The 13,186-nt window shown below is 61.0% G+C and carries 10 protein-coding genes; 8 read left to right on the forward strand and 2 right to left on the reverse strand.

The features are described from left to right. Positions 1–8: 8 nt before the first annotated feature. Together SNL23_RS04960 and arcD (SNL23_RS04965) are read right to left on the reverse strand one after the other, a co-directional pair. Positions 9–872 (reverse strand): DNA-3-methyladenine glycosylase family protein, encoded by an 864-nt coding sequence (locus SNL23_RS04960; RefSeq protein ID WP_318301772.1) that lies wholly within the window; start codon positions 870–872, stop codon positions 9–11. Positions 873–874: 2 nt separating this feature from the next. Next, positions 875–2,302, reverse strand: a complete 1,428-nt coding sequence (gene arcD / locus SNL23_RS04965) for an arginine-ornithine antiporter (RefSeq protein ID WP_167663463.1) — start codon at positions 2,300–2,302, stop codon at positions 875–877. A 450-nt stretch (positions 2,303–2,752) separates the two neighbouring features. On the opposite strand from arcD (SNL23_RS04965), the gene arcD (SNL23_RS04970) reads away from it, so the two are divergent. From arcD (SNL23_RS04970) to gcvP, 8 genes are all read left to right on the forward strand, one after another. Then, positions 2,753–4,180: an arginine-ornithine antiporter gene (gene arcD / locus SNL23_RS04970; protein ID WP_076015889.1), complete on the forward strand. Its 1,428-nt coding sequence runs from the start codon at positions 2,753–2,755 to the stop codon at positions 4,178–4,180. A 24-nt stretch (positions 4,181–4,204) separates the two neighbouring features. Continuing rightward, on the forward strand, positions 4,205–5,461 hold the full coding sequence (gene arcA / locus SNL23_RS04975; RefSeq protein ID WP_017475703.1) for an arginine deiminase: 1,257 nt from the start codon (positions 4,205–4,207) through the stop codon (positions 5,459–5,461). Between the two features lie 11 nt (positions 5,462–5,472). Continuing rightward, positions 5,473–6,483: an ornithine carbamoyltransferase gene (locus SNL23_RS04980; RefSeq protein ID WP_010169901.1), complete on the forward strand. Its 1,011-nt coding sequence runs from the start codon at positions 5,473–5,475 to the stop codon at positions 6,481–6,483. A 63-nt stretch (positions 6,484–6,546) separates the two neighbouring features. Beyond that, positions 6,547–7,476, forward strand: coding sequence for a carbamate kinase (gene arcC / locus SNL23_RS04985; RefSeq protein WP_318301770.1), 930 nt, complete (start codon positions 6,547–6,549; stop codon positions 7,474–7,476). Between the two features lie 18 nt (positions 7,477–7,494). Then, positions 7,495–7,857, forward strand: a complete 363-nt coding sequence (locus SNL23_RS04990) for a DUF5064 family protein (RefSeq protein WP_063027653.1) — start codon at positions 7,495–7,497, stop codon at positions 7,855–7,857. 185 nt (positions 7,858–8,042) lie between these two features. Next, entirely contained in the window at positions 8,043–9,551 is a 1,509-nt protein-coding gene (locus tag SNL23_RS05000; protein WP_076015351.1) for a sigma-54-dependent transcriptional regulator, read from the forward strand. 392 nt (positions 9,552–9,943) lie between these two features. Next, positions 9,944–10,327 carry a glycine cleavage system protein GcvH gene (gene gcvH, locus SNL23_RS05005; RefSeq protein WP_318301771.1) on the forward strand — a complete coding sequence of 128 codons (384 nt, stop codon included), beginning with the start codon at positions 9,944–9,946 and terminating at the stop codon, positions 10,325–10,327. 10 nt (positions 10,328–10,337) lie between these two features. After that, positions 10,338–13,184 (forward strand): aminomethyl-transferring glycine dehydrogenase, encoded by a 2,847-nt coding sequence (gene gcvP, locus SNL23_RS05010; protein WP_076015354.1) that lies wholly within the window; start codon positions 10,338–10,340, stop codon positions 13,182–13,184. Positions 13,185–13,186 lie beyond the last annotated feature (2 nt).

Genomic DNA, 13,186 nt, shown 5'->3' on the forward strand with positions numbered 1-13,186 from the left:
ATGCAGAATCAATCCACCCGGCTCAGTGATGTCCACAAATGCTGCGCCGCATAAGCTCTAAGCGGTCGCCAGGCCTCGGCCCGCGCCAGCAACTGGCGTGGGCTTACCGGCCCGCCTTCCAGCGCCACCAGCGCATTGATCAAACCGATATCCCCCGAGGCAAACGCATCCTGCTCGCGCATCTGGCGCATGGCGATGTACTGCGCCGTCCAGTCTCCAATCCCGGGCAATGCGACCAACCGCGCCACGCCTTCCTTCAGGCTCGCCTTCGGCTGGAAAATCTGCGGGTCATCCAGTAAGGCCTGGGCCACACCCGACAAGGTGCGCCCGCGACTTTTCGGCATGCCGAGGGTCGCCAAATCTGCTGCTGCCAGCACCTCGCCTGAAGGAAATACATGGCTCACCCCGGCATGGGGCGTCACCAGCGGCGTGCCGTACTGCGCCACCAGCTTGCCCGCCAGCTTGATCGCCGCCACCACGGTAATCTGCTGGCCCAACACCGCGCGGATCGCCAACTCCAATCCATCCCAGGTTCCAGGCACCCGCAAGCCAGGACGCGCCGCAATCAATCTCGCCATCAAGGGATCATTCGCCAGTTGCCGGTTGATCAGCGTCGGGTCAGCCGACAGGTCAAACATGTCACGTAACCGTCGCTCAATTTCCGGCAACGCTGCCGGGTCGGGGAAGTCCACCGTTACTTCAAGCCAATCACCGGCCCCGGGCGACACACTGAGCCAACCCTGCTGACCGTCGACACTGATACTGCGCGAGTACACGCCGCCGTCCACCGTCTCCAGCCCGCTGATCGCCCGCGCCGACAAGAAGCCCAACATCGCCGCCCAGTCATACGGCGCCTGATACGCCAGTTGCATCCTCACAACGACAACACCCCGCTGTACAACCCATACGCCGCCAGGCTCGCCCCGGCGAACACGCAGGCGAAGATGCCTTTTTCCAGGTGGGTAAACAAGGGCCGGCCCTGCTCGCGCTTGGCCAGGGCAAACAGGATCACCCCCGGCGCATACAGCAGCGCCGACAGCAGCAGGTATTTCAAACCTCCGGCGTAAAGCAGCCACACCGCGTAAGCCAGGGCGATCAGGCTCACCAGCAAGTCCTTCATGCGTTCGCCATGAGCGCCTTCGTAGGTTTCACCGCGCCCGCTCAACAGCACCGCATAAGCCGCCGACCACAGGTAGGGCACCAAAATCATCGACGACGCCAGGTAGATCAGGGTGGTGTAGGTGCTTTCCGAAAACAGCGTGATCACCAGGAACAGCTGGATCATCACATTGGTCAGCCACAACGCGTTGACCGGCACCTGGTTGACGTTTTCCTTTTTCAGGAATGCGGGCATGGTTTTGTCATGGGCGGTGGCGTAGAGAATTTCGGCGCAGAGCAACGCCCACGACAGCAGCGCACCCAGCAACGAAACCGCCAGCCCGATGCTGATCAACAGCGCACCCCACGGGCCGACGATATGTTCCAGCACCCCGGCCAGGGACGGGTTTTGCAGGTTGGCCAGTTCCGGCTGACTCATGATCCCAAGCGACAGCAGGTTGACCAACACCAGCAGCGCCAACACCCCAAGAAAGCCAATCACCGTGGCCCGCCCCACGTCCGAGCGCTTCTCGGCCCGCGCCGAGTAGACACTGGCGCCCTCGATGCCGATAAACACAAACACCGTGACCAGCATCATGTTGCGCACCTGGTCCACCACGCCGCCGAACTTCGGGTTGCTCAGGCCCCAGATATCCCGGGTAAAGATGTCGGCCTTGAATGCCACGGCGGCGATCACGATAAACATCACCAACGGCACGATCTTGGCCACGGTGGTGATCTGATTGATAAACGCCGCCTCCTTGATCCCGCGCATCACCAGAAAATGCACAGCCCACAGCAATACTGACGCACAGCCGATGGCCACCGGGGTATTGCCCTGGCCGAACACCGGGAAGAAGTAGCCAAGGGTGCTGAACAGCAACACGAAGTAACCGACGTTGCCCATCCAGGCGCTGATCCAGTAGCCCCAGGCCGAAGAAAAGCCCATGTAGTCGCCGAACCCGGCCTTGGCGTAGGCATACACCCCGGAATCCAGTTCTGGCTTGCGATTGGCCAAGGTCTGGAACACAAAGGCCAGGGTCAGCATGCCCACCGCGGTAATTCCCCAGCCAATCAACACCGCGCCCACTTCAGCCCGCGCCGCCATGTTCTGCGGCAACGAGAAGATCCCGCCGCCGATCATCGAGCCCACGACCAAGGCGATCAAGGCGTTGAGGCGAAGCTTTTCTGACGCTTGGGACATGGGTATTCCTGAATAAAGAAACAGCTGTTGAGGCAACAAGCGTGCACTCAACTAATTTATCTAACGCCAGCAGCGTTTATTAGATATAGCTAATAAACCCTAACGCCTCATAACTTAAAGGCATGACAGCAAACAACTTTCGGGCAAATTTATAATTTAAATAATGATTGAACTTTCCAGACAGTGAAGCGATGCGCAATCCCTTTCCAAAAAGTTTGCATATCTGAAAAATCGAACTAGCTTCAAACGTCCATGCTAATGAGAAAACCTGCTGATTGAAACGTAGAAACGCTCTACAACGAGCCTCTGCGTGGCGCTAGAGCGCCCGGACCTTTCATCATAAGTCATTAATTCACAATGGAATGTGCCAATGAAGTGATCTGAGTCAGCTGTTTGATTAGCCCACGGATTTATTCTGTGGTCTCTCTTCTCCTGCATTGGAGTCATGCGATGTCTGAATCTCCCGGAAAACTTCGATTAGGCGCACTGGTTGCACTTGTCGTGGGTTCAATGATTGGTGGCGGGATCTTCTCACTGCCGCAAAACATGGCGGCCAGCGCCGATGTCGGCGCGGTACTGATTGGTTGGGTGATCACCGCCGTGGGCATGTTGACCCTGGCGTTCGTGTTCCAGACCCTGGCCAACCGCAAGCCTAACCTCGACGGCGGGGTCTACGCCTACGCCAAGGCCGGGTTTGGCGACTACATGGGTTTCTCGTCTGCCTGGGGCTACTGGATCAGTGCCTGGCTGGGCAACGTCGGTTACTTCGTGCTGCTGTTCAGCACCCTCGGTTACTTCTTTCCGATCTTCGGCGAAGGCAACACCCCGGCGGCGGTGATCGGCGCGTCGGTGCTGCTGTGGGCCGTGCATTTCCTGGTACTGCGCGGGATCAAGGAAGCCGCGTTCATCAACCTGGTAACCACCGTCGCCAAGGTGGTGCCGCTGGTGCTGTTCGTATTGATCGCGGTGTTCGCGTTCAAGCTGGACATCTTCACCGCTGACATCTGGGGCGTGAAAAACCCGGACCTGGGCAGCGTGATGAACCAGGTGCGCAACATGATGCTGGTCACCGTCTGGGTGTTCATCGGCATCGAAGGCGCGAGCATCTTCTCGTCCCGTGCCGAAAAACGCTCCGACGTCGGTAAGGCCACCGTGATTGGTTTTATCACCGTGCTGCTGTTCCTGATGCTGGTGAACGTGCTGTCCCTGGGGATCATGACCCAACCGGAACTGGCCAAGCTGCAGAACCCGTCGATGGCCGCCGTGCTGGAACATGTGGTGGGGCATTGGGGCGCGGTGCTGATCAGCGTCGGCTTGATCATTTCCTTGCTCGGGGCGCTGCTGTCGTGGGTGTTGCTGTGTGCGGAGATCATGTTCGCCGCCGCCAAGGACCACACCATGCCGGAATTCCTGCGTAAGGAAAACGCCAACCATGTGCCGGTCAACGCCCTGTGGCTGACCAACGCCATGGTGCAGATCTTCCTGGTGATCACGCTGTTTTCCGCCAGTACTTACCTGTCGCTGATCTATCTCGCCACCTCGATGATTCTGGTGCCTTACCTGTGGTCAGCGGCCTATGCGCTGCTGCTGGCGGTGCGCGGCGAGACCTACGAAAACGCGCTGGCCGAACGCAAGAAAGACCTGTTCATCGGCGCGATCGCACTGATCTACGCGGTGTGGCTGCTCTACGCCGGCGGCACCAAATACCTGCTGCTCTCCGCCCTGCTCTATGCACCTGGCGCGATCCTGTTCGCCAAGGCCAAGCACGAACTGGGCAAACCGATTTTCACCAATGTCGAGAAGCTGATTTTCGCCGCAGTAGTCATTGGCGCCCTGGTGGCGGCCTATGGGCTCTACGACGGCTTCCTGACCCTGTAATTATTGTTCACTGGAGGATCTGTAATGACCACGGAAAAAGTCAAGTACGGCGTACATTCCGAAGCCGGCAAACTGCGCAAAGTCATGGTGTGCTCCCCAGGTTTGGCCCATCAGCGGCTGACCCCCAACAACTGCGATGAACTGCTGTTCGATGACGTGTTGTGGGTGGCCCAGGCCAAGCGCGACCACTTCGACTTCGTGACCAAGATGCGCGAACGCGACATCGATGTGCTGGAAATGCACAACCTGCTGACCGACATCGTCGCCATCCCCGAAGCGCTGGACTGGATCCTGGCGCGCAAGATCACCGCCAACCAGGTCGGCCTGGGGCTGGTCAATGAAGTCAGCTCGTGGCTGCGCAGCCTGGAGCCGCGCAAGGTCGCCGAGTTCCTGATCGGTGGCGTGTCGGCCGATGACCTGCCGAGCAGCTTCGGCGGCAAGACCATCGAGATGTTCCGCGACTTCCTCGGCCACTCCAGCTTCATTCTGCCGCCACTGCCGAACACCCAGTTCACCCGCGACACCACCTGCTGGATCTACGGCGGCGTGACGCTGAACCCGATGTACTGGCCGGCACGACGCCAGGAAACCCTGCTGGCGAGCGCCATCTACAAATTCCACCCCGAGTTCACCAACGCCGACTTTCAGGTGTGGTACGGCGACCCGGACCAGGAACACGGCAACGCCACCCTGGAAGGCGGCGACGTGATGCCGATCGGTAACGGCGTGGTGTTGATCGGCATGGGCGAGCGTTCCTCGCGCCAGGCCATCGGCCAACTCGCCCTGAACCTTTTCAAGCACAAAGCCGTAGAACGCGTAATCGTCGCCGGCCTGCCGAAATCCCGCGCGGCGATGCACCTCGACACGGTGTTCAGCTTCTGCGACCGCGACCTGGTCACGATCTTCCCGGAAGTGGTCAACCAGATCGTCGCCTTCACCCTGCGCCCGGACGAGACCAAGCCCGGCGGCATCGATATCCAGCGCGAAAAAACCAACTTCCTCGACACCGTCGCCGCCGCCCTGAACCTCAAGGCCCTGCGTGTAGTGGAAACCGGCGGCAACAGCTTCGCCGCCGAACGCGAGCAGTGGGATGACGGCAACAACGTGGTGGCCGTGGAGCCTGGCGTGGTGATCGGCTATGACCGCAACACCTACACCAACACCCTGCTGCGCAAGGCCGGTGTGGAAGTCATCACCATCAGCGCCGGCGAACTCGGCCGCGGCCGTGGCGGCGGCCACTGCATGACCTGCCCGATCATTCGCGACCCAATCGACTACTAAGGAGATCCATCATGGCTTTCAACATGCGCAACCGCAGCCTGCTGTCGCTGATGCATCACACCACCCGCGAACTGCACTACCTGCTGGACCTGTCCCGCGACCTCAAGCGCGCCAAATACACCGGCACCGAGCGTCCGCACCTGAAGGGCAAAAACATCGCGCTGATCTTTGAAAAAACCTCGACCCGCACCCGTTGCGCGTTCGAAGTCGCAGCCCACGACCAGGGTGCCCACGTCACCTACATCGACCCGGTGTCGTCGCAGATCGGCCACAAAGAAAGCATGAAAGACACCGCCCGCGTCCTGGGCCGGATGTTCGATGCCATCGAGTACCGTGGCTTTGAACAGGAAATCGTCGAAGAGCTGGCCAAGTTCGCCGGGGTGCCGGTGTTCAACGGCCTGACCGCCGAATTCCACCCGACCCAAATGATCGCCGACACCCTGACCATGCGCGAGCACAGCGACAAGCCGCTGCATGACATCAGCTACGCCTACCTGGGCGACGCCCGCTACAACATGGGCAACTCGCTGCTGATGATCGGCGCCAAGCTGGGCATGGACGTGCGCATCGGCGCGCCGAAAGCCCTGTGGCCCCATGCTGACTTCATCAAGCAGTGCCAGGAATTCGCCGAGGAAAGTGGCGCGCGCATCACCATCACCGAAGACCCGAAGGAAGCGGTGAAAGGCGTGGACTTCATCCACACCGATATCTGGGTGTCCATGGGCGAACCGGTGGAAGCGTGGGACGAGCGCATCGAGCAACTGCTGCCGTACCAGGTCAACGCCAAGATGATGAAAGCCTCGGGCAATCCACGGGTGAAATTCATGCACTGCCTGCCGGCGTTCCACAACAGCGAAACCAAGGTCGGCAAGGACATCGCCGCGCGTTATCCGAACCTGGCCAACGGTGTGGAAGTGACCGAAGAAGTGTTTGAGTCCCCGGCCAACATCGCCTTTGAGCAGGCGGAAAACCGCATGCATACCATCAAGGCGATCCTGGTGTCGGCGTTGGCGGATATCTAAACCTCACACCGCTCCCACATTTTGTCCTGTGTTCACAAGGCCGAATTTTAGAAGGATTGAATTATGCGTATCGTCGTTGCACTGGGCGGCAACGCCCTTCTGCGCCGTGGTGAACCCATGACCGCAGACAATCAACGGGCCAATATCCGCATCGCCACCGAACAGATCGCCAAGATCCACAGCGGCAACGAGCTGGTGATTGCCCACGGCAATGGCCCGCAGGTGGGCCTGCTGTCGCTGCAAGCGGCGGCTTACACCCAAGTGTCGCCGTACCCGCTGGATGTGCTGGGCGCCGAAACCGAAGGCATGATCGGCTACATCATCGAACAGGAACTGGGCAACCTGCTGGACTTCGAAGTGCCATTCGCCACGCTGTTGACGCAGGTTGAAGTCGACGCCAAGGACCCGGCCTTCCAGAGCCCGACCAAGCCGATCGGCCCGGTCTACTCCAAGGCCGAAGCGGAAAAACTCGCCGCCGAAAAAGGCTGGGCGATTGCCCCCGATGGCGACAAATATCGCCGCGTGGTCGCCAGCCCACGGCCCAAGCGGATCTTTGAAATCCGCCCGATCCAGTGGCTGCTGGAAAAAGGCAGCATCGTGATCTGCGCCGGTGGCGGCGGGATTCCGACCATGTACGGCGAAGACGGCAAGCTCAAGGGCATTGAAGCCGTGATCGACAAAGACCTGTGTTCCTCGTTGCTGGCCGGGCAACTGAACGCCGATTTGCTGGTGATCGCCACCGACGTCAATGCCGCGTTTATCGACTTCGGCAAACCGACGCAGAAAGCCATCGGCCAGGCGCACCCGGACGAAATCGAAAAGCTCGGCTTCGCCGCCGGCTCCATGGGGCCCAAGGTCCAGGCCGCCTGCGAGTTCGCCCGCCAGACTGGCAAAACCGCAGTGATCGGTTCACTCTCGGACATCGAAGCGATCGTCCAGGGCAGTGCCGGCACGCGAATCAGCACGGCGAAACCCGGAATCACCTACCTGTGAAGTAGAGGAGAAATGCCTATGGCTACCTTTGAACCTGGTCACCTGCACATCGAACGCCACGCGCTGAACAAGGATGACTACAGCTATAACCTGTGCATCGACTACGAAGTCAGCCAGGACCCAAAGGAAGGCAAAGGAATGCTCTTCAAAATGCACGGCTCGGTGCAGGACAAGGAGCTCAAGGAAGAGTTTTTCCTGCCCAAGGACCAGTCGTTCGACTTCGCCCGGCACGCGATGAATATCGCGCAGAAGTACGGCATGCCGAAGATTGCCGTGCTCAATGGGCAAATGCACAAGCAGTACGATTTGATGTTTGAAGATGTGCGGCATCAATTGGATGTGAAGCCGGGGGATCCGGTCAAACCCGAACACCTCGAATAACCGCGGCCACAACCCACTGTAGGAGCGAGCTTGCTCGCGAAGGTCGCCAACGATAACGCTGGCATCCTGAATGAACGCGGTGCTTGTGCGTTTTTCGCGAGCAAGCTCGCTCCTACAGATTTCACCTGACCCCTCCTCCAAGGCATACTTGCCGCCTATCGCTCGCCAGAACCGCTAACCGCCCCATGCGTATCCACGTCAGCTTCATCGACCGCGTCGGCATCACCCAGGAAGTCCTGGCCTTGCTCGGTGGGCGCAATCTCAACCTGGATGCGGTGGAAATGGTTCCGCCCAACGTCTACATCGACGCCCCGACCCTGAGCGCCGAGGTGCTGGAAGAACTGCGCGATGCACTGTTCAGCGTGCGCGGCGTGCAAGCCGTGACCGTGGTCGACATCCTCCCCGGCCAGCGCCAGCACCTGCAACTCGACGCCCTGCTCGCAGCCATGACCGACCCGGTACTGGCCCTGGACAGCGCCGGCAAGATCCTCCTGGCCAACCCGGCCTTGATCGCTTTGTACGGTCGCGAGCCCGCCGGCGAGAGCATCAACGAACTGTTCGACGACCCAAAGCTGCTGGCCACCTTGCTCGAACACGGCTTTCGCCTGGCCCTGCGGGAAATCAACGTAAACGGCCAGACCCTGCTGCTGGACGCCACGCCGATCACCGACGCCGGCGCCCTGCTGACCCTGTACCAACCCAACCGCATCGGCGAACAACTGTCGGCGCTGCACCACGACCATGCCGAAGGTTTCGACGCGCTGCTGGGCGAGTCCCCGGCGATCCGCACCCTCAAGGCGCGGGCGCAACGGGTGGCGGCGCTGGATGCACCATTGTTGATCCAGGGCGAGACCGGTACCGGCAAGGAACTGGTCGCCCGCGCCTGCCACGCCATCAGTGCGCGCCACAGTGCGCCGTTCCTGGCCCTGAACTGCGCGGCGCTGCCGGAAAACCTGGCCGAGAGCGAGCTGTTCGGCTACGCCCCCGGCGCGTTCACCGGCGCCCAGCGTGGCGGCAAGCCGGGGCTGATGGAACTGGCGAACCAGGGCACGGTGTTCCTCGACGAGATCGGTGAAATGTCACCGTACTTGCAAGCCAAGCTGCTGCGGTTTCTCAACGACGGCAGCTTCCGCCGGGTAGGTGGCGACCGTGAGGTAAAGGTCAATGTGCGGATCCTCAGCGCCACCCACCGCGACCTGGAAAAAATGGTCAGCGAAGGCACCTTCCGCGAAGACCTGTTCTACCGCCTCAATGTGCTCAACGTCGAAGTGCCGCCCCTGCGCGAGCGCGGCCAGGACATCCTGCTGCTGGCCCGCTACTTCATGCAGCAGGCCTGCGCGCAGATCCAGCGCCCGGTGTGCCGCCTAGCGCCGGGCACCTATCCGGCGCTGCTGGGCAACCGTTGGCCGGGCAATGTGCGGCAGTTGCAGAACGTGATCTTCCGCGCCGCCGCCATTTGCGAAAGCAGCCTGGTGGACATTGGCGACCTGGACATTGCCGGCACCTCGGTCGCGCGCCAGAACGACGGTGAAGTCGACAGCCTGGAGCAGGCGGTGGAAGACTTCGAGCGCGGGTTGCTGGAGAAGCTGTATGTCAGCTATCCGTCCACTCGCCAACTGGCCAGCCGCCTGCAAACTTCCCACACCGCCATTGCCCACCGCTTGCGCAAGTACGGCATTCCCAACAAGCCCTGACTGCTGTAGGAGCGAGCTTGCTCGCGAAAAACTCAAGCACACCGCGTTCCTCCAGGTTTCCCGAGTCATCGTTGGCGACCTTCGCGAGCAAGCTCGCTCCTACAAGGGTGTCGCAGCTAAAAGCGACACTTACCTGTACTGAAAGCGCTACAGCGGAACGATATCGATACACGCCGTTTCAGCCGTCGCCATGCAAGGCTTTGATCCTCATAGGCTTTTTTTCAACGGCCCAGCTGTAGCGATATCGCTACAGTCAACGTTCGAACATCACGCGCCATAATCAGTAACCAATTGTTTTATAACGATAAAAAAACATTGGCCGCGATTTTGCTAAGCAACTCCCCATTATTCCAATCCCGTCCACCAGACGAATCTGGCCCTGAGGAGTTTCCATGAGCGAGTTGCGCTTTACTGAAGATCACGAATGGCTGCGCGCCGAAGCCGACGGCAGCGTTACCGTGGGCATTACCGCTTTTGCGCAGAACGCGCTGGGTGATGTGGTTTTCGTGCAACTGCCTGAACTGCAGTCCTACGACAAGGGCGCAGAAGCCTCCACCGTTGAATCGGTCAAGGCAGCCAGCGGCGTGTACATGCCGCTGGACGGCGAAGTCCTCGAAGTGAACGACAAGCTGGACGGCAGCCCCGAACTGGTCAACGAAGACCCGATGGGCGAAGGCTGGTTCTTCCGCTTTAAACCGGCTGAGGCCGATGCAGTAGCTAAGCTGTTGGATCAGGATGCGTACGACCGCCTGATCAAAGCCAACGCTGAAGCCTGAGGAGCGCGCCATGACTAATCTGACCACCGCCAACGAATTCATCGCCCGTCACATCGGCCCGCGCCAGGACGACGAGCAACACATGCTCGCCACCCTGGGCTTTGATTCCCTGGAAGCCCTGAGCGCCAGCGTGATCCCGGAGAGCATCAAGGGCACCGCCGTACTGGGCCTGAGCGACGGCCTGAGCGAGGCCGACGCACTGGCTTCGATCAAGGCGATTGCCGCCAAGAACGAGCTGTTCAAGACCTACATCGGCCAGGGCTACTACAATTGCCACACACCGTCGCCGATCCTGCGCAACCTGCTGGAAAACCCGGCTTGGTACACCGCCTACACGCCTTATCAGCCTGAGATTTCCCAGGGCCGCCTGGAATCGCTGCTGAACTTCCAGACGCTGATCAGCGACCTCACCGGCCTGCCGATCGCCAACGCCTCGCTGCTGGATGAAGCCACCGCCGCTGCCGAAGCCATGACCTTCTGCAAACGCCTGAGCAAGAACAAAGGCAGCAACGCGTTCTTCGCCTCCGTGCACAGCCACCCGCAAACCCTCGACGTACTGCGCACCCGTGCCGAGCCATTGGGTATCGACGTAGTCGTGGGCGACGAGCGTGAACTGACCGACGTCAGCGCCTTCTTCGGCGCATTGCTGCAATACCCGGCCAGCAACGGTGACGTGTTCGACTACCGCGAACTGACCGAGCGCTTCCACGCCGCCAATGCTCTGGTGGCCGTGGCCGCCGACCTGCTGGCCCTGACGCTGCTGACCCCGCCGGGTGAGTTCGGCGCCGACGTGGCCATCGGCAGTGCACAACGCTTCGGCGTGCCGCTGGGCTTCGGTGGCCCGCACGCGGCGTACTTCTCCACCAAGGATGCGTTCAAGCGCGACATGCCGGGCCGTCTGGTCGGTGTGTCCGTGGACCGTTTCGGCAAGCCGGCCCTGCGCCTGGCCATGCAGACCCGCGAGCAACATATCCGCCGCGAGAAGGCCACCAGCAACATCTGCACCGCCCAAGTGCTGTTGGCCAACATTGCCAGCATGTACGCCGTGTACCACGGCCCGAAAGGCCTGACCCAGATTGCCAACCGCATCCATCACCTGACCGCGATCTTCGCCAAAGGCTTGAGCGCATTGGGCCTGGCGGTTGAACAAGCCCACTTCTTCGACACCCTGACCATCAAGACCGGCGCGCAAACCGCCGCCCTGCACGACAAGGCCCGCGCCCAGCGCATCAACCTGCGTGTGGTTGATGGCGAGCGCCTTGGCCTGTCGGTGGACGAAACCACCTCCCAGGCCGATATCGAAACCCTGTGGAGCGTGTTCGCCAGCGGCAAAGCCCTGCCAGACTTCGCCGCATTGGCTGCCAGCGTTGAAAGCACCTTGCCGGCCGCGCTGCTGCGCCAGTCGCCGATCCTCAGCCACCCGGTGTTCAACCGTTATCACTCCGAAACCGAGCTGATGCGCTACCTGCGCAAGCTGGCCGACAAAGACCTGGCCCTGGATCGCACCATGATCCCGCTGGGCTCGTGCACCATGAAGCTCAACGCCGCCAGCGAAATGATCCCGGTGACCTGGGCCGAGTTCGGTGCCCTGCACCCGTTCGCCCCAGCTTCGCAAAGCGCCGGCTACCAGCAACTGACCACCGAACTGGAAGCCATGCTCTGCGCGGCCACCGGTTACGACGCGATCTCCCTGCAACCGAACGCCGGTTCCCAGGGCGAGTACGCTGGCCTGCTGGCGATTCGTGCCTATCACCAGAGCCGTGGCGAAGAACGCCGCGACATTTGCCTGATCCCGTCGTCGGCCCACGGCACCAACCCTGCCACCGCCAACATGGCCGGCATGCGCGTAGTGGTCACCGCTTGCGATGCACGCGGTAACGTCGACATCGAAGACCTGCGCGCTAAGGCTATCGAGCACCGCGAACACCTCGCTGCGCTGATGATCACCTACCCGTCCACCCACGGCGTGTTCGAAGAAGGCATCCGCGAAATCTGCGGGATCATTCACGACAACGGCGGCCAGGTGTACATCGACGGCGCCAACATGAACGCGATGGTCGGCCTCTGCGCGCCGGGCAAGTTCGGCGGCGACGTGTCCCACCTGAACCTGCACAAGACCTTCTGCATTCCCCACGGTGGTGGCGGCCCGGGCGTTGGCCCGATTGGCGTCAAATCCCACCTGACGCCGTTCCTGCCCGGCCATGCCGCGATGGAACGCAAGGAAGGCGCGGTCTGCGCCGCACCGTTCGGCAGCGCGAGCATTCTGCCGATCACCTGGATGTACATCAGCATGATGGGCGGCGCGGGCCTCAAGCGCGCTTCGCAGTTGGCGATCCTGAATGCCAACTACATTTCCCGTCGCCTGGAAGAGCACTACCCCGTGCTGTACACCGGCAGCAATGGCCTGGTGGCCCACGAATGCATCCTCGACCTGCGCCCGTTGAAAGACAGCAGCGGCATCAGCGTGGATGACGTGGCCAAGCGCCTGATCGACTTTGGTTTCCATGCGCCGACCATGTCGTTCCCGGTAGCCGGCACCCTGATGATCGAGCCGACCGAAAGCGAATCCAGGGAAGAACTGGACCGCTTCTGCGACGCGATGATCGCTATCCGCGAAGAAATCCGCGCGGTGGAAAATGGCTCGCTGGACAAGGACGACAACCCGCTGAAGAACGCGCCGCACACTGCCGCGGAACTGGTTGGCGAATGGAGCCACCCATATAGCCGCGAGCAAGCGGTGTACCCGGTGGCATCGTTGATCGAAGCCAAGTACTGGCCGCCGGTTGGCCGGGTCGACAACGTGTTTGGCGATCGCAATTTGGTGTGTGCGTGCCCGTCGATCGAGAGCTACGCGTAACC

It is taken from the genome of Pseudomonas sp. SED1 (assembly GCF_034044025.1).
GTDB lineage: Bacteria > Pseudomonadota > Gammaproteobacteria > Pseudomonadales > Pseudomonadaceae > Aquipseudomonas.